Source organism: Desulfovibrio sp. DV (assembly GCF_001936595.1).
In the GTDB taxonomy this organism is placed as follows: domain Bacteria; phylum Desulfobacterota; class Desulfovibrionia; order Desulfovibrionales; family Desulfovibrionaceae; genus Solidesulfovibrio.
In genome coordinates, this window is the sequence record NZ_MLBG01000009.1 from 26,146 (window position 1) to 43,032 (window position 16,887).

Below are 16,887 nucleotides of genomic sequence, written 5' to 3' on the forward strand. Positions count from 1 at the left end.
TCCTTCAGCTTGGCGTGGTAACCCGACAGGACCGTCCGGGAGGTTTGGATGGCCGAGGACGAGAAAAAGCCCCTCCTCACAGAGGGGGCCGTAATCAACGGCAAGTGGACGATCTTGGATCATATCGCCACCGGCGGTAAAGGCGAGGTATACCTTGCCAAGCAGCGTGACCTGGAGCGCCGGGTTGCCCTGAAGATCATATCCCGGGCCTTTCTGGAAAGCCTGGCGGACGACGAGTCCGAAGTGGCGGTGGAGCTGGAACGGTTTCGCCGGGAAGTGCAGGTCATGGCCCGGCTGCGCCACCCCAACATCCTCCAGGTGTTTGACTACGACCAGGTGAATATCGACGGTTCCCCCCTGAACTATCTCGTCATGGAATACGTGCCCGGCCCGACCCTGGCCCTGACCATGCCTGAAGAGGGCCTTGGAAACAACGAGGAGACCGTTAAAAGTTGGATTCGGCAATACTTCCTGCCCGTCTGCAACGGCATGGAGGCCGTGCATGCCCAGGGCGTCATCCACCGCGACGTCAAACCCGCCAATGTACTCATCGACGACGGGACGCCCAAGATCGCCGACTTCGGTCTGGCCGGGGGCAATGTGCGCGACTGCGTGACTCGGGACCACCATATCCTCGGCACGTTGCCCTACATGGCCGAGGAACAGTTCCTGGACTTGAACCTGGCCGACACCAGGGCTGACGTATTCTCCCTAGGCCGGGTATTGTTCGAGGCCACGGTCGGAAAAAAAGCCCTGAAAAAAGCCAAGCCGTTTGAAACGGTAGGGCTGGAGCATCCGGCTTCCGCCTTCCAAAAGCGCCTGGACCGGATCATCCGGCAGGCCTCGGCCAAAAATGTGGCCAAGCGCTTGCCGTCGGTCAGAACCCTGCGCCAAGCCCTGGAAGAACTTGTGGCCGAAGCTCCGACAAAAGAGCCTCAAAAGGCCTCCACGCACCACACGCTCTGGCTTGTCGCCGCTGTCATCCTGGCTGTCCTTTCTGGAGCGGGCTTGCTCTACCACTTCCTCTGGCAAATACCGTCGCGGCAGGATGGACCGGTAGCGGCGAAGGCGGAGAAGGCTCCGTCGCCTCCTGCGGCCTCCGTCGCGCCGCAAGCATCGCCAACAGCGGAGCCCCCGGCCGGGCATCATGAGGGTGAAACCACTCCCCAGCCTTCCCTGGCCCCGGGCGAGACGCCGCCTCCACGCTTTTCGGCGCGAGACGGCTCGACATTTATCCTAATTTCGGGCGGCAAGACTTCCCCTGGGGTCGATGGAGCGCCGGAAACGGTGCGTGTGCCGTCCTTTTATATGCAGGAAACCCAGGTGACCAATCACCAGTTCGTCATGTTCCTGAACCTGGTGCGCGACCGCGTCACGGTCGAGAAAGGCGCGGTTTCTGGCGCTGATGGCATATGGCTGCTGTTGGGGGAGGCTACCCCTTGGTATGAGCCCATTACCTATCGGCAGGGCATGTTCGTCATGGACCCGGCCGCGTCCATGAACCCCGTGGTCAGGGTTTCCGTCAAGGGAGCACGGGCTTTCGCCGAGTACTACGGTTTCCGCCTACCCACTGTGGCCGAATGGCGGTTGGCGCAGCGGTTGGGGGAAGAGGCCGGGAAGGTCAACTCCCTTTCACCCTCCCCGATCCCTATCGTGCTTGCCCAGGGCATGGAAATGGACGGATGGTGGCAAGAGAGAACCCCGCCCAAGCAGAAACAGGTCAAGCCAGCCGTTCCGGCCAAACCCAAACAGGTTAAACCGGACATTCAGGAACGCAAGATTATTTCGGTGGCCGAAGCGCCGGCCAACCGGCTTGGCATCAGGGGGCTTGGGACCAGCATCAACGAGTGGAGCACCATGGAGATCGGCACGGAGACGCATTACTTTGTCACCGGTGGCCCGCCGAGTGGCCCATTCCTCATCGAGCCGCTCAGGCGGCAGGCCTGGGAAGGTTTCGCTGACGTGGGTTTTCGCACGGTCATACCCTTGCCCCAACTCAAACCCTCCTTGTGAACGAAGGCCAACCGTGCAAGCATTCGGAATAAGTGATCAAGGCCGAGTCAGACGCCAAAACCAAGATCGCTTCCTGGTCAGGCAACTTCCGGACGGTTCCGTACTCCTGGCCGTGGCTGATGGTCTTGGCGGCGCGGCGGCGGGAGACGTAGCGGCCCAGACGGTGGTAGATGCCCTTACCCGCCTGGAGCCAAGCGACGGCCCGCCCGAGTGGCTATTGGCCTTGGCCGTGAAAACGGCTGAGAACGATATCCAAAAAAAAATCTTGTCCGACCCGAAGCTGGCCGGCATGGGTTCCACCGCCACCATTGTTTGGGTACAAAACAATTTTGCCGTCTACGCCCACATCGGCGACAGCCGCCTCTACCTGTGGCGCAACAGCGTTTTGTCCAGGATCACCACGGACCATACCTTTCTCCAGGATTTTTTGGACGATGGCAGTCTCACGCCAGAGCAAGCCAGGACGCATCCGTTCCGGAACATATTGGACAAGTGCGTGGGCTGCGACGGGTCCGAGCCGGACACTGGAAGCATCGCCTTGCGCGAGGGCGATGCCCTGCTTTTGTGCACCGACGGGTTATTCAAGGAGCTTCACGAGGTGGCCATCGCCGCTGTCATGGCCTTGGGCGCAACGCCGCAGAAAACGGCGACCACCTTGCTCAACCAGGCTCTGGCGGCCGGCGGGCGTGACAACATCACCGTTATCGTGATGCAATCTGCTCCGTCATCCAGCCGCAGCAAACGGGTTCAGCAAAACCTCTGAGTCCCACTTCGAACAAGCAACGACCGAACGGCCTGCCTCACCAACACAAGATCTCTGGACGATGCCCATGGTCGATGCTCTGCTCCAAAATCCGCACTCGACACCACTTCAGCAGCCGGTTCCTTGGTCTTTCATGTTTTTGTCGCATTGGCCGACTTTGAGCACTGCCTTATAGCCGAGCGTGCTCGTGATGGCCTGGCCGTGACCAGAGTCAAAGGGCAATATACCTGGTAGGCCCAAGATCGACGAAGCCAAGATCAAGCTTGCTCAACGCCTCCTAGCTGAAGGGCATCCCAAGGCAGAAGCGGCCTGGGCCGCAGGCACCAGCCGAGCCACCTTCCTTCGTCGTCTCGCGCGACTCTAGAATCCCATGGTCAGAGTAAAGCCGGGGGTTTACCCGTTATTATTACCCAGCTTTTGGGAAAGTGAGTAAGATGAGAACCTGATATGATTTCCGGGGGAGCTGGCCCCCGGAACTCATATCTCAGAGGGAAGATAATGCACTGAGCAAAATGCGTATTGCTCAGCCGCCCCGGCTTCCCTTACGCAGCAAGGCCCCGGCATCGGTGAGGTGGCTGTCAGGGTCGACCGGCTTGCCGTTGATCCGCATCTCAAAGTGCAGGTTGTTGCCCGTGGCGCGTCCGGTCCGCCCCAACTGGCCGACAACGAAGCCCTTCCCTACACGCTCTCCGCGTTTGACGGCGATGGCCTGCAGGTGGGCGTAACGCGACTTGACGCCCTGGCCGTGGTCGATGTCCACCACGCGGCCGTAGGCTCCCTTCCAACCGGCGAACACCACGGTTCCTTCCCGGTAGGAAAGCACAGGCAGGCCGGCCTGGCCGGTGATGTCCAGGCCTTTGTGGAACCGCTTGGCCTTGCCCAAGGGGTCGCTTCGCGTGCCGAAACCCGAGGAAACGCGTTTATGTGGTTTCTTGGCTTTGGTGGCCTTGGCGGCAGCCATGGACGGCCCCGGCTTGCCGGCATCGGCCGGGGCGGCTAAGCCCAGGGCCAGCGCCGCCAGGCACAGGCCAACGGCGCACCGCCCCAAGGACTTGGCCAGGAGCGAAGTTGTCCGCTTTCCTTGCCGCATCATGCCTCCTTTCGCTTCACGGTTGCAGATTCTCCAGTTCCTTTTGCGTTTCGGCGGCCAGTTCCTTGCCCTTGGGCGCAAGGGCTAGGGCCTTTTCCAAATGCTCCTTGGCAGACTGTGGATCTTTGAGTTCATACTTGGAGAGCATGCCGATGTAGTAATGGGCTTCGGCCGCGTCGGGCTTGAGAGCGAGCACGGCCTTAAAATCCCCGACCGCCTCGGGGAAGCGCGCCTGCTCCAGGTTGACGATGGCGCGGTGGAACAAGGCTCCCAGATTCTTGGGATCAATCTTGAGAGCCTCGCCGTAGAAGTGCTCGGCCCGCTGCCAGTCTTTGCCGCGCATGAAGGCGTCAGCCAGCTTCAGAATGGTTTCCTCGTCATTGGGGTTCTGTTGGAGCTTGGCCATGAGTTCCGGCACGACGGCCATGGGACCTTTGCTTTTAGCCTGGGTACGGGCCGTTCTGGTCCCTTGGACCATGGTGCGGTCGAGAAATGAGGTCAGAAACAGGGCGGCAAGGGCCGTAGCCATCACGGCCAGGATGAGCTTACGCAAGGGATGGTCAAGAACGGCGTTTGTGGGCTTGCGTGTCATGCCGCACCTCCCTTGGGGTTTGTCGGCCCAACTGCGCGGCGAATGGCCATAAGCGGCAGCAGACAGACCATGATGCTGCCGATCCAGACCCAGTTGACCATGGGGTTGACGCTGACCTTAAGCGGCGTCAGGCGCTGGCCGTCGAGGTCGTGGACTGTGGCGTAAAGCTCATCGCCAAGGCCGGGCAGGGTTGAGACCTCGGTGTGGGGATGGTCATAGTTGCGGTAGGTCAAGCGTTGGGGCGCAAGCACGCCTACGGGTTTGCCGTCGCGGCTGACCGCGATGCGGGCCTCTTCCGTGCGGGTGATCTCCTGGCCGGGCGTGTCGGTCGCGCCCAGATCCTGGTAGGTGAAGCGGTAGCCGCCAAATTCGAAGGATTCTCCCGGAGACAGGGCCTGTTCGTGGCTGCGCTGGAACGGCCCGGACACAGCTACGCCAAGGACGATGACGGCCAGGCCGAGATGGCTGCCATGGCTGGCCCAGAATCGGCGGCTTCGTGACGCCCCCGGAACCAGGGCCAGCAGCAGGGCCACGGACAGGCCGGCGACCACGGCGGCCGAGACCCCAGCCACGGCCAGGATGGGCCGTATGCCCTGGAACGCGCCGATGATGGTCAGGGCCAGCCACAGGCCGGCCAGGCCGGCCGGCACGTCCCGGCGCTTGGGGCCGCCGGTCCAGCCGAACCAGGGGGCCAGGGTCATGACCACGGTGAGGAGCGTAAACAGGGGTAGGCAGACCGTGTTGTAAAAGCCCTGTTCTGCTCCTTTGGGGCTGACTTCCCATAGTTGGCTAAGCACTGGCCAGATAGTGCCGAGCAGGACCACCAGCCCCAACGCCAGGAGCAACCAGACCGACACGACTATGAGTCCCGGACGGCTGCCGAGTTCCGGCAGCGGCGGATCGTCGCGGCGCGGCCGGGTCGCGGCCACAAGGACGGTCAGGGCGACGGCGAACAGGACGCCGGCCAGCAGCGGGCCGCCCACGCCGCCGTCGCCGAAGGCGTGGAGGGATTCCACCACGCCGCTGCGCACGAGGTAGGTGGCGAAAAGACACAGGATCAACGTCAGACAGGCCAGACAGACATTGGTGCGCGGCAGCAGGCCGAAACGCCGCTCCAGCAGGGCGGTGTGCACCAGGGCCGTGGCGGCGAACCAGGGAATGAGCGAGGCGTTTTCCACCGGGTCCCAGGCCCAGTAGCCGCCCCACCCCAGTTCCATGTAGGACCACCAGCCGCCAAGGAGGATGCCGGCGGTCAGAAACGCCCAGGAGCCGAGAATCCAGTTGCGGGCCGCCTCAAGCCAGGCCCGCCCCTCGCCGGAGAGCGTGGCCGCCAGGGCCAGACAGGCAGGGACGGCAAATCCGGCATAGCCGATGAAAAGCAGGGGCGGGTGGAAGATCATGCCCACGTTGCGCAGCAGCGGATTGAGCCCCTTGCCGTCCGGGGGCGGCGAGGCGAGGGAGACGAAGGGGTTGTTCGGGCCGGTCAGGAGCACTAGGAAAAAGCCCTGGAGCGCCAGGAAAAAAAGCCAGAACAGCGTCTTGGTGGCCGGAGCCAAGCGCTTGTAGCGGCCCGTGCGGGCAAAGATAGCCCCGGCCAGCCCCATGGCCAGGCCCCAGAACAGCAGGGAACCGGCCTGTCCGGCCCAAAAAGCGGTGACCGTATAGAAAACCGGCAACAGGCTGTCGGTGTAGTCCGCGACGTAGGCCAGGGAAAAGTCCCGGGAAAGCAGGCCGCCCAGAAGCGCCGTCGAGGCGCAGGCCATCAGGAAAACGGCCGCGTCCTGGCAGCGTTCCAGCCAGGGAAGTTTCTGTCGTTGCCCGTGCCAGGCTTCCATGCAGGCCAAGGCCCCGCCGAGAAGCGAGGCCAGCATCGCCAGGAGCAGGGCCAAGTGCGCTGCCAGATACATCATTCCTCCAAGGTGACGTTGGTTGTTTTATGCGGCGGCCGGGACGCCCGCCTGGGCCAGTTCCTTGAGATCGCGGGCCATGGCCGCCAGGGCGGCCGAGGCCTGTTTTGAGCCTTCCACGCCCGAGGCTGTTTCGCGCGACACGGCATCGACGTCGCGGATGTGTTTGTTAATGGCCGCGTTAGCCGTGCTTTGTTCCTCGGCCGCCAGGGCGATGCGCTCCACCTGGCGTGAGGTCTCCTCGACCAGGGGGACGATGCCTTCCAAGGCTAGGCCGGAAAGGGCAGCCAGTCCGGCGGCGTGGCGCACAGCCGAGGAGGCCTCATCCATGCCGCTTATGCTTGTGTCGACGCCCGACTGAATACGCTCCACGGCTTGGCCGACCTCCTTTGTGGCGGCCATGGTCTTCTCGGCAAGCTTGCGGACCTCGTCGGCCACGACGGCGAAACCGCGTCCGGCCTCGCCTGCCCTGGCCGCCTCGATGGCGGCGTTGAGCGCGAGCAGGTTGGTTTGGTCGGCGATGTCAGAGATGACGCCCATAATCCGTCCGATCGCTTCAGCCTGTCCGCCAAGATGCCCCAGGCTTTCCTTGAGGACCTCGGACAGTTCCTGGACCGTGCCAATGGCGGCCACGGAGTCCGCGACCACCGACGCGCCGTCGCGGGCTTTTTCTCGGGCGTCGCCGGCCAGCCGGGCGGCCTTGGCGGCGTTGGTCGCCACCTCCTCAATACTGGCGCTGACCTGGCCCATGGAAACCACGGCCTCGCCAACGCGTTCTGTCTGGACTACGGCTCCGGCTGCGACTTGTTCCATCTGGCAGGCGATGCTGTCCGTAGCCTCGGCAATATGCCAAGCGGCCTGGTCCACTGCGGCGCTGACTTGCTCAAGCTGTTCCATATGGCGGATGGTTTCACGTTCCTTGCGGGCCATGGCCGTGACGTCTCGGGCGAGTTCCAGGTAGCCGAGGGCGTTGCCCTGGTCGTCCAGGACGGGAATGGCACTGGGTTGCAGGACGAGCGTGCCGGCCGAAGTCGCGTATTCAATGAGCCCGATATCCTGGCCGCATTGGCGCGCCGGGCGCAGGGCCGTGCCGCAAAGCCCCGGCTTGACAACCTGTGTGCAGGGCTGCCCCGTGAGTTCCTCGCGAGCAATACCGGCCAGTCGTGCGGCGGCGTCATTGGCCAACAGGATGATGTCGTCGTCGTCGGTCATGAACACCGGGTCCGGGACGGCTCCGAGTACGGCGGCGTTGAGAGCCAAGCTGCCGGCGATGCGATCAAGCAGGTGGTCGATGGCTCGGGAGAGTTCGCCGACTTCGTCGGTTTCGGTACGACGCAGGCGCAACCGCAGTTCTCCGTTGGCTATCCGGCCGGCCACGGCTGCGATTTCAACCAGGGGTCGCACCACGCCGCGCCGGACCAGCCACATGACAAGCAGGCAAAGGGTCAGGATGACGCCGCCGGTGATCACCATGGTCCAGCGCATCAGGTCGATGAGGTCGTCCGACGCCGAGCCGGCCGAGTGGGCCAGGGCGGTCTGGGTTTCTTTGACCGCGCCGACTTGCCCTTCCAGGGTCTCCCGTAAGGAGTCGACCTTAAGCATGGCGGCATGGTTTTGTTCCGCACCCCGGTCGTTGCCTACCCGTGCGGCCGCGAGCCCGGTTTCGATGAAGAAGCGGTACCCGACCTCAATGTCACGCATCTGCCGCAGGCCGGCTTGGTTGTCCGCTTGGTTGAACATCGCGGACAAGCGGGTGACGCTGGACGCGAATTCCTCTCGGAGCTTGGCGATATTGTCTTCTACGGAGGCACGATCATCGTGCTGCGTCGAGAGGTTGTTTATAAGTTGCTGCGCCCGCAGGAGGTTGTCACCCATCTTATCGGCATGTTGGGCATTGGGCAGCAACTCGTCCACGAAGCGCATGAGGGTACGGTCTATTTTGCCAAGGAGGATGAAGCCAAGAGTTCCATTGAAAATAAAGAGCAACGCCATGACGCCGAAGGCCGCCGAAAGCTTGGCATTAAGTTTCATCTGCATCGTTTTTACGCCTATCCTGTCTTCTCTGATGGAGCGTTTCGGAAACGTGCCGCCCTGGGGCCGGCGTTTAGTCAAAATCGAACAGTTCTCCGAGGAAAGATTTCTTTTTATGGTAGCTATGCCTGCGCTGTCCGTCGTGATGTCGGGATGCGTGCACGGGTTGGCCAGCTTGATAATCGTAGGGCCTGGGGCCGGCGTCTTGGGCCGGGGGCAGGCCGGAGCGTTCGATAATCTTGTCCAGCTCGCCTCGGTCGAGCCAGACGCCGCGACATTGCGGACAGTAGTCGATCTCGATGCCGCATCGCTCCGCCATATGGAGGGGGATGGCGCATTTGGGACATTGCATGGCGGTTCTCCTCAGTGGGTACTGTTTCTCGGGAAGCGGAGCGGAGCCTTGGCGCTCCGCTCTGTGTCTTGGACTTAAGTCCGCCTTAGAGGGTGTGGTGCATGCCCATGCCATCGCCCATCATGCCGCACCCCATAGCGCCGGACGGCAGGCCGAGCTTGGTCAACTGCCCCTGCAGATCGACCTGGGCTTTGAAGAGCTTGGCGCTCAGGTCGGACACGTCTTTGGTCAGGGGCTGGACCTTCTTGTCATCGGGGGAGCCTGTTGGCTTACGTTAGTTCTAGGATCTTTTCCATTTTCAGGTACTCTTCCTGGTCGATCTCCCCCCCGGCCAGTCGGGCTTTGATGATGCCCAAAGACGTGTCCCTGTCAGCCCGGCGGGTCTTTTAGGCTTTCCTGGAACCGGGCAGAAAGACTCCCATGAGCGCGGCCGCCAGCAGCATCGTCGCGCCCAGTCCCCAGAAGAGATGCCAGCGTCCCCAGGAAGCGACGGCGGGGACTTCGCATTCCCACATCATGGACGACCTCCTGGTCGGCGTGGGATAGTCCAGCGTTTACAGCGCTCCGATTGAACTTGACTTACGCAACAGGCGTGCCAAAAACGATGCCCTAGTTAACAGGCTAATTTTAAAGTATTAAAGTTTAAAGGCGTAGGAGTTGAGTCAATCCAGACAGAGAACTGCGAGTAATTTCTACTCGAATCGCCCCTCTGGATGTGTTTACTTTTTACGCAGGTGTTCTATTCTAACCTTCAGGGCGGCCAAACTCCCTCAAATTCGTCCATGAGGAAGGCAGACATGGCGAAGCCATCCGGGCCAGGACATCAGTTTTTGGCGAACGCCCTCCCTGGCTCTCTCGGTTTCCCTGGTACTTCATACTGCTGGCTTCCAATTCCATTTTCAAAGCGTCGAGGGGATCAGGTTCGAGGCCTTACCGACGGCATCATGTACAAGGCCGCTCGCAACCGGGAGCTGACTCCCTTGGAAAAAATCGACAACCGTCAAATCAGCAGCGTCCGCGGGCGAAAGTCGAGCGAGCTTTCGGCACCCTCAAGCGCGGCTATAGATTTGACCGCGCGAGGATCTCGGACGGGCCAAGGTCGAACTGGAGTTTCTCCTCAACACCATAATTTTCAATCTGAAAAAAGGCGTTCTAAAGGCGGCCTACTGAGGATAAGAGCCTCCTTTGGCGGCAAAAGCTGCCAAAGGAGGTGGATAATCGCCTAATACCTGTGGAAAGTGCGTAAAACTGGCGATTATACGCTCGAAAAAGACCAGAAAGACGGAATTCAGAAACCTCAAAGAATTGTGCAGTGGTCTCCTTGATGGAAGGTTGCCGAGGGCAACGGGGCCGGCGAGAAGGCTCGCCCCCCAGGCTGGGTTGAGAATCATCTCCCGCATATTCTAGCCCTCCGAAGTAGTGAGACTCCACGCCACTGCTTATTGTACTAGATGGCCAACGGCTAAAATATGCGAAGCATGCATGTCTTCTCCCGCGTCAAAAAGGATTGCTGGGATTTTGATGCGAGCGTAGATTTTTGATACGTTTTTGACTCGGCCTCAACCCGCATTCAGAGGTGGTATTGGAGAAAGACCAAAACCGGTCGTTTTTGAGGCGGTAGGATATAGAGGCAAGAAATAAGGGTTAACGAACCCTGGAGGTTGAAAACAATATGGAATTTTCCCGGGTCATTGGCCGTCGAAAAACTTTGGGGACTACTCCAGGAACCATTTCAATCGACACTATCAAATGGATGGATGATATGAATCAGTACGAAACACGTGTTCCCAAGGGAATATTTCGGTATAAAAGCCATGAGGAAGCTAATCGCGATATGGAATATTGGCTTTCTCAAACACTCGCAAAGTAAAGGCGACAGGCAATCGGCATGACTCAAAACACTGAATATACCCGTCCCGCCACATGGGGCGATGTTGTTCGCATTGTAAAATTATTAAACCAATATGAAGTCGACTTTTTTATTGTTGGCGGTTATGCGCTTGCAGCACATGACCTAGTTAGGAACACTCTGGATGTTGACATTGCCGTCTCGCCCAGTCCTGAAAATTCAAAACGCTGGGTACTTGCTTTGTCTCATCTTCCAGAAGAAGCAACAAAAGAACTTATAGGAGAACACGATCCTTTTGAAGGTGATACATTACACGCAATTAGGATCAACGATGAAATCACGATTGACATCATGCCTTCAGTGGCGGGAATTCCATTTAATGAACTGAAGGACCACCGCCAATACAAAGAAATACAGGGCGAAATGATTCCCGTTCTCGACCTCCCAGGGCTTTTGAAAACAAAAAGGACAATGCGCCCGAAGGATCAAGCTGATGCAGTAATAATTGAAGCTGCAATCAAAGAAATTTCAGCAACACATAGCCTTACTCCCAACGACAAAGACTTGATTTTCGCTGCAAGGAACTTTCTGGAAAGCCTATCCGAGTGCGGAAACACAAGAAAAGTTCCGCAGGTGGTTGTTAAAAATCTTATGAAAGCAGTGGATAAGTGTACGCGTCAATCTGGGGAGAGACAACTATTCCATCTTCTTGATAGAGAATTTGGAGATAGATCGCAAAAAATCAAAAAAACTATTCAAATAGAACAAGACAAGGGCCTTTGATGATTCTCGGTTATGCGCGAGTCTCCACTAGCAAACAAGAACTTGAATCCCAAATACAGCGCCTAAAAGATGCTGGCGCTGATAAAATCTTTTCTGATGTCATAAGCGGGAAGCGCTTTGACCGTCCCGGCCTTTCCGAAATGATGTCCTTCGCGCGCGAGGGCGACACCCTGTGCGTGGTACGCCTGGATCGCCTCGGGCGATCCAGGAAAGAACTCCTGGAGATCATGGACCATCTCAAAGCACGCCAGGTGGAATTCCGCTCTCTGGAAGAGCAATTGGATACCACCACAGCGGCGGGCTTCCTGATCTTTCACGTCTTCGCCGCATTGACCGACTTTGAGCGCCGCCTCATAGCTGAACGCACCCGGGACGGTCTGGCCGTGGCCATGGCCAAGGGCCATATGCCGGGCCGGCCTAAGATCGAAACCGCCAAGATAACGCAAGCACAACTCCTTATTGCCGGCGGCTCTTCCAAGGCTTCGGCGGCCAGGACTGTGGGTATCAGCCTCTCCTCTCTATCTCGCCATCTCAAGAGTGTCGCATCCGAATAAATGGGGCCGGGGAGAAGGCACGTAAGCCCCCGGCTGAGGTAGATAATCTCCTGCCCGCATATTTTAGTCCTCCGCATCACTCAGGCCCTAGGCTCCTGCTTATTTTACCAATTGGCATACGGCTAAAATAAAAGAGTCCGCGGATTACCTTGTTGGGGAGACAGGCTTCAGCCAGTTCACCTTCCTCCGTCGGCTCAAACAGGCTTATATCCTCGTTCGTCGGGCCGGCTAGAACGCTGGCAATACCTGGATTCTTTTTTTCGTCTTTTCGTGCTTGCGTTCTTTTTTTCTTCGTGCAATAGTGTTTTCGTGCTTGAACGAAAGCACACCCCCCGGAGGCAGACATGACCGAATACAACATCATGGTCAGCACGAACGGCGAAAAGGCAAAGTTAGGCTATGCCGGGTATAAATCCCTAGCATCTGCCAAGCGCATGGCCAAGAGCGTAGCGCCCTGGCAACCAAATCGAGTTCCACATCTTGAGGCGTGGGTGGAGGACGACGAGGGCAAGAGGGTGTCCAAGGTCTATTCGACCGAAGCTGGAACCAGACCTTAAGAAAAGAGGGACGCGACCATGAAAACCATAGTTCTTGCTAGCCAGAAAGGTGGCGCGGGAAAGACCACCCTGGCCGCACACCTGGCCGTGATGGCAGAGCGGGCTGGAGACGGCCCATGCGTCCTGATCGACACAGACCCGCAGGCGAGCCTTGCGGCCTGGTGGAACGGACGCGAAGCGGAAGCGCCTGCCTTCGCACCCACAGCCTTGAAAGAACTTTCGGGCAAACTAGAGGCTTTGGCAAAGGCCAAGTTCCGATACGCCTTCGTTGACACCCCTCCAGCAATCACCGAGGCGATCCAAGCGGTGGTCTCCTTGGCGGATTTCGTCTTAATCCCGACCAGGCCGAGCCCCCACGATCTACGCGCCGTGGGCAGCACTGTTGAATTGGCTTCTGGCTCAGGCCGCCAATTTGCCTTTGCCCTGACTCAGGCCAAGGCTAACTCACGACTGACCGTCCAGGCCATGGCCGCCTTATCAGAGCATGGGGTGGTCGCCCCTTCGATCATCCATGATCGTGTGGACTTCGCCTCGTCCATGATCGACGGGCGGACAGTCATGGAAATCGATCAACGAGGACGTTCAGCTTTGGAGATTGGCGAGCTATGGACTTTCGTTAGAACACGAATGAATGGAAGCAAGAAAACACGATAGCAAGAGGATGCCGCAATGAGCACAAAGAAAAAAACCGCTGCTTTGTCCCCCGGGTTAGTTGCCGTCAAAGGTCAGGCCGGAGTCGACCCCAACGCGCCTGCAAGGCACCTTGAGAATGAGCCCGCTGGGGTACCTTCCAAGGCCTCTTCTCCATTAAACTTCAAAGTGGATGAGGTATTTCGCCGAAGATTTCGGCTGCGGGCAGCAGAGGCAGACTTGAAGCTCAACGAGCTGTTACGCCAGTCCTTGGATGCGTGGGAAGAAAAACAGGGCATAAAAACCGAATAAATCCGGATTCATGACCGCGAGAGAACGCCCATGCCTATCCATAAGAATGAGATCGTATTTCATCCCTTTTGCGCAGAATCCTTGCCCAGTGAAGGCCAATTCGTAGTGCTTCGTTTGCAAGGCGACCTGATACCGCATACGGGAGGGGTAGTGTCGGAAGTAAGCGAAGATCAGAGCGGATTTATTCTTCGGCATGGCAACAAGGGAGACGGCTATTGCGAACTATATACTTGTAAAAACGGCCTCGAATGGGCCTATTGGCCTGGTGCTAACTCGATTGCAACGTATTCGATTCTTGTGGAAAAAGCCAACTGGGATTTAGTTGATCCGCTGTTAGGCACCATGAGCGATTATGCTTTAGCGGAAAAGGCTGGATGTACACACTGCACAATACACCAAAGGCGAGTTAAATTTGGTATTCAACCATATCAGGATCGTCCTGAATCAATACAATGGCAAGATTTTGACAAATTACTTGGAACAATGAATGATGGCGATTTGGCTAAAAAAATTGGGTGCGCGGAAACCGCTGTAAGGCGTAGACGCAAGAAGTTGGGAATTCAACGTGCTCTTGGTGAGTCGCCAAAAGAAGTGCTCAAGACGCTTTGCCGGTGTCCGGGGTGGGCTTACGGGCGATCACGAGAAGTCGGTTGGGTCTATGGCACCGAATCCAGGACGAGAAAAATATTAGACGGCCTATGCCACAGGGGATTGGTGGAGCTTCAGGGCGATAAATACTATCCGACCCAGGCCGGTACGGACGCGGCCACGATGTAGCCCCCTGTCGCCCTCCCCCACTCACCTCTCAAGCCCCGCCCTCGCGGGGCTTCGCCTTTTCCGCTCCTTTGAAATCAGTTTTGCCACGCATCTGGCCAGGCAGATGCGAAACGCCCCACCTTCCTTTTGGGGTTCTTCGACGCCCGACGTGGAATTGACCTTGGCGATGTCCAAGCGGTAGTAAACTGATGGGGGCCATCACCCCTCGGCTGAAATCCATTTCCCCAGGGAGCTTGAATGGTGTCGGAACTAATTTGTTACTGCTTCGGCTACAGTGCGGCTGATATTGAGCGTGATATTCTTAATAATGGAAGATCTACCATCATAGAACGCATTTTGGACGAGAAAAAAGCTGGTGGCTGCCAATGTAAGGAAATGAATCCTAAAGGTCGTTGATGCCTCTTCGACGTCCGCCAGGTGGTGGACAAGGCGGTGAGTGACAAAGGTATCACTCCAATCTCTCCTAAAGTGACGCTCTAGTGGTCCTTCGACATCGTCTGTGTAATTGACCGAGCCGAGGAGCGACAGGTAGTCCTCCTTTCGGGAGGGCTGACATGCGTACAGAAGACATCTTTGCCTTGGGCCTTGGGCTGGCCCAGCCTTGGAAACTCCTGAACCAGCGGCTCGACACCGAGAAGATTCCTCACGAGCTCCATCTGGAGATCGGCGCGGACAGGGGCACCGGCTATCCGTGCCCCCGCTGCGGCAAGACCTGCAAGGCCCATGACTTCCAAGACTTCACCTGGCGACATCTCAATTTCTTCCAGCATCATTGCTACCTGACCGGTCGGGTGCCCAGGATCGAGTGCCCCGAGCACGGCATCCGCCGAGTCGAGGTGCCCTGGGCGCGGCCTGGCAGCAACTTCACCCTGCTCTTCGAGCAGGTGGTCATGACGCTTGCCAGGGAGATGCCCGTGGCCACCATCGCTGACTTTGTGGGCACGACCGATAAGCGGCTGTGGCGGGTCATCAACCACTACGTGGCCGAGGCCATGCAGCGCCTGGACATCAGCGGGCTTGAGGCGTTCGGCCTGGATGAGACGGCCTGCAAGCGCGGGCATCGCTACGTGACCATCTTTATCGACCTGGACCGGGAGGAGCGCCCTGTGATCTTCGTCACCGAGGGCAAAGGCAAGGAGACGGTGCGGCGTTTCCGGGACCACCTCCTGGTCAAGGGCGGCCAGCCGGAGCGGGTGCTGGAGGTCGTAAGCGACATGTCGGGGAGCTTTGTGGCCGCCGTCGGAGAGCATTTCCCTAAGGCCGAGGTGACCGTGGACTGGTTCCACGTGGTCCAACTCTTCACCAAGGCCGTGGAGGAAGTGCGCAAGGCTGAGGCGAGGGAGCGGGCGTTGCCCAAGGGGACGCGCTGGGGAGTGCTCAAAGGTAGGGAGACCGCCAAGACGCAAACCCAGGCCGAGGCGTTGCAGGAACTTGAGGGCGAAGCCTTTGCCACGGGCATCGCCTACCGCATCAAGGAACAACTGCGCTGGATTCGCCGCGCCGAGACGGGCCAGGCCGCCAAGTGGAGGGCCACGAACTTCCTGAACTATGCCCGCGAGCAGATCGGCTGCGAGCCGTTGCTCTCACCGATGGCCAAGGCGCTGAGAAGCTTTGAGAAGCACCTCGACCGCATCCTCTTTCGCTGGCGATCCTGGCATACCAACGCCCGGCTGGAGGGGCTCAACGGGCTCTTTCAGGCGGCCCGCGCCAGGGCGAGGGGATACAGGAACGTCGCCAACTTCATTACCATGATCTACCTAATTGCCGCCCCGCTCGGGGACCTCTTCGTCATGTGAATTCCACGTCGGGCGTCGAAGAACCCCTTTTGGACGGTGGGGCATCTCGCGCTTATGTCGAACCTAGTCCTCAGAGTAGCCAGGCCGGACATGGTCGACAGAAGAAGATTCCCGGTTAAATACAGCGGCATTCCGGGACACATCGTTTGCAGGAACACCTGGTGGATTGCTCAAGGTAGCGTAATCGACCTCCAGTGTCCCACCACTTCCATCAAAAAATTCAATACCGACCTGCCCTGAAGACATGGTATTGTCATCGGTGAAATATACTAAAGTTCCGTTGATGTAAAAATCTAAATGCGATCCTACAAAAACAGCCCGAAGGATATTCCAGTCATTTGGCTTAACAACAGAGCTTGCGTTGCCAAAGTATAAATTTGTCCACTTTCCATGATACATGTAACCAATATAAAAATCTCCTGAATTTTGGTATCCAAACCAATACCCTGAATACCAGTCTTTTGAACTCGAAAGAGATGATGTATCGCCGCGCAAATACAGACCTACATCATTTGCCCCTGTCGTTCGTAGTTTCACATTGTAATCAAAATTGTCGTAGGAGCCATTTTTGTATGCAATGCTGTACCACGCTTGCGAAGACGACCCTGCCACATAGGCGCTTCCATTAACGACTGACCATGATCCATAAGCCTGATTCCAGTTGCTTAAATCAGCCGTAAATTGCTCATTGAACTTAAAGTTACTGTTTCCCTTAGCACAAATAGTAGCTGGAATATCCAAAGTCAAAAGAGATACACAGCCACCTTGCTGCCCATGTGCCCGTTGAACCAAACACAGCAATATCGAAACAATTAAAAGCATCAACCAAACCACACCAGACGATACACGCATTATATTCATACATCTACCCCTTATTACTT

At 58.1% G+C, this 16,887-nt stretch carries 20 protein-coding genes; 12 read left to right on the forward strand and 8 right to left on the reverse strand.

Features of this window, described 5'->3' with window-relative positions; all coding sequences use genetic code 11:
• Positions 1–48 precede the first annotated feature (48 nt).
• The 4 genes from DVDV_RS03985 to DVDV_RS23870 all read left to right on the forward strand — a co-directional run bounded on the left by DVDV_RS03985 (position 49) and on the right by DVDV_RS23870 (position 3,140).
• Positions 49–2,013, forward strand: a complete 1,965-nt coding sequence (locus tag DVDV_RS03985) for a bifunctional serine/threonine-protein kinase/formylglycine-generating enzyme family protein (RefSeq protein ID WP_075353418.1) — start codon at positions 49–51, stop codon at positions 2,011–2,013.
• 13 nt (positions 2,014–2,026) lie between these two features.
• Entirely contained in the window at positions 2,027–2,776 is a 750-nt protein-coding gene (locus tag DVDV_RS03990; protein ID WP_075353419.1) for a PP2C family serine/threonine-protein phosphatase, read from the forward strand.
• A gap of 147 nt (positions 2,777–2,923) precedes the next feature.
• Entirely contained in the window at positions 2,924–3,010 is an 87-nt protein-coding gene (locus DVDV_RS23865) for a hypothetical protein (protein WP_368482907.1), read from the forward strand.
• A 22-nt stretch (positions 3,011–3,032) separates the two neighbouring features.
• Complete coding sequence (locus DVDV_RS23870; RefSeq protein WP_368482908.1) at positions 3,033–3,140, forward strand: hypothetical protein; 108 nt, start codon at positions 3,033–3,035, stop codon at positions 3,138–3,140.
• A gap of 159 nt (positions 3,141–3,299) precedes the next feature.
• On the opposite strand, the gene DVDV_RS03995 is transcribed toward DVDV_RS23870, so the two are convergent.
• The 7 genes from DVDV_RS03995 to DVDV_RS23750 all read right to left on the reverse strand — a co-directional run bounded on the left by DVDV_RS03995 (position 3,300) and on the right by DVDV_RS23750 (position 9,266).
• Positions 3,300–3,869: a M23 family metallopeptidase gene (locus DVDV_RS03995; protein ID WP_083634611.1), complete on the reverse strand. Its 570-nt coding sequence runs from the start codon at positions 3,867–3,869 to the stop codon at positions 3,300–3,302.
• Between the two features lie 13 nt (positions 3,870–3,882).
• On the reverse strand, positions 3,883–4,458 hold the full coding sequence (locus DVDV_RS04000; protein WP_075353421.1) for a tetratricopeptide repeat protein: 576 nt from the start codon (positions 4,456–4,458) through the stop codon (positions 3,883–3,885).
• Positions 4,455–6,368 (reverse strand): heme lyase CcmF/NrfE family subunit, encoded by a 1,914-nt coding sequence (locus tag DVDV_RS04005; RefSeq protein WP_368482905.1) that lies wholly within the window; start codon positions 6,366–6,368, stop codon positions 4,455–4,457. Before DVDV_RS04005 ends, DVDV_RS04000 begins: the two co-directional genes overlap by 4 nt.
• A 24-nt stretch (positions 6,369–6,392) precedes the next feature.
• Entirely contained in the window at positions 6,393–8,402 is a 2,010-nt protein-coding gene (locus tag DVDV_RS04010) for a methyl-accepting chemotaxis protein (RefSeq protein WP_075353423.1), read from the reverse strand.
• Between the two features lie 67 nt (positions 8,403–8,469).
• Positions 8,470–8,862 carry a zf-TFIIB domain-containing protein gene (locus DVDV_RS04015; RefSeq protein WP_368482906.1) on the reverse strand — a complete coding sequence of 131 codons (393 nt, stop codon included), beginning with the start codon at positions 8,860–8,862 and terminating at the stop codon, positions 8,470–8,472.
• Positions 8,834–8,968, reverse strand: coding sequence for a hypothetical protein (locus tag DVDV_RS23745; RefSeq protein ID WP_303046322.1), 135 nt, complete (start codon positions 8,966–8,968; stop codon positions 8,834–8,836). Before DVDV_RS23745 ends, DVDV_RS04015 begins: the two co-directional genes overlap by 29 nt.
• Before the next feature lie 166 nt (positions 8,969–9,134).
• The gene (locus tag DVDV_RS23750; RefSeq protein ID WP_303046323.1) at positions 9,135–9,266 is read right to left on the reverse strand and encodes a hypothetical protein; all 132 of its coding nucleotides are present in this window, start codon (positions 9,264–9,266) and stop codon (positions 9,135–9,137) included.
• Positions 9,267–10,636: 1,370 nt separating this feature from the next.
• Here DVDV_RS23750 and DVDV_RS22660 point away from each other — a divergent pair.
• From DVDV_RS22660 to DVDV_RS04050, 8 genes are all read left to right on the forward strand, one after another.
• Positions 10,637–11,380: a hypothetical protein gene (locus DVDV_RS22660; RefSeq protein WP_175577058.1), complete on the forward strand. Its 744-nt coding sequence runs from the start codon at positions 10,637–10,639 to the stop codon at positions 11,378–11,380.
• On the forward strand, positions 11,380–11,934 hold the full coding sequence (locus tag DVDV_RS04025; RefSeq protein WP_075353425.1) for a recombinase family protein: 555 nt from the start codon (positions 11,380–11,382) through the stop codon (positions 11,932–11,934). Before DVDV_RS22660 ends, DVDV_RS04025 begins: the two co-directional genes overlap by 1 nt.
• A gap of 344 nt (positions 11,935–12,278) precedes the next feature.
• On the forward strand, positions 12,279–12,491 hold the full coding sequence (locus DVDV_RS04030; protein ID WP_075353426.1) for a hypothetical protein: 213 nt from the start codon (positions 12,279–12,281) through the stop codon (positions 12,489–12,491).
• Between the two features lie 18 nt (positions 12,492–12,509).
• Complete coding sequence (locus DVDV_RS04035) at positions 12,510–13,145, forward strand: ParA family protein (RefSeq protein WP_075353427.1); 636 nt, start codon at positions 12,510–12,512, stop codon at positions 13,143–13,145.
• A 15-nt stretch (positions 13,146–13,160) separates the two neighbouring features.
• Positions 13,161–13,433: a hypothetical protein gene (locus DVDV_RS04040; protein ID WP_075353428.1), complete on the forward strand. Its 273-nt coding sequence runs from the start codon at positions 13,161–13,163 to the stop codon at positions 13,431–13,433.
• A 150-nt stretch (positions 13,434–13,583) separates the two neighbouring features.
• Entirely contained in the window at positions 13,584–14,210 is a 627-nt protein-coding gene (locus tag DVDV_RS22095) for an AsnC family protein (RefSeq protein WP_139311516.1), read from the forward strand.
• Between the two features lie 240 nt (positions 14,211–14,450).
• Positions 14,451–14,690 carry a hypothetical protein gene (locus DVDV_RS23190; RefSeq protein ID WP_254845244.1) on the forward strand — a complete coding sequence of 80 codons (240 nt, stop codon included), beginning with the start codon at positions 14,451–14,453 and terminating at the stop codon, positions 14,688–14,690.
• A 74-nt stretch (positions 14,691–14,764) separates the two neighbouring features.
• A complete protein-coding gene (locus tag DVDV_RS04050; RefSeq protein WP_075353429.1) occupies positions 14,765–16,006 on the forward strand; it encodes an ISL3 family transposase in 1,242 nt (413 codons plus the stop codon).
• 63 nt (positions 16,007–16,069) lie between these two features.
• On the opposite strand, the gene DVDV_RS04055 is transcribed toward DVDV_RS04050, so the two are convergent.
• Complete coding sequence (locus tag DVDV_RS04055; protein WP_075353430.1) at positions 16,070–16,867, reverse strand: family 16 glycoside hydrolase; 798 nt, start codon at positions 16,865–16,867, stop codon at positions 16,070–16,072.
• Positions 16,868–16,887 lie beyond the last annotated feature (20 nt).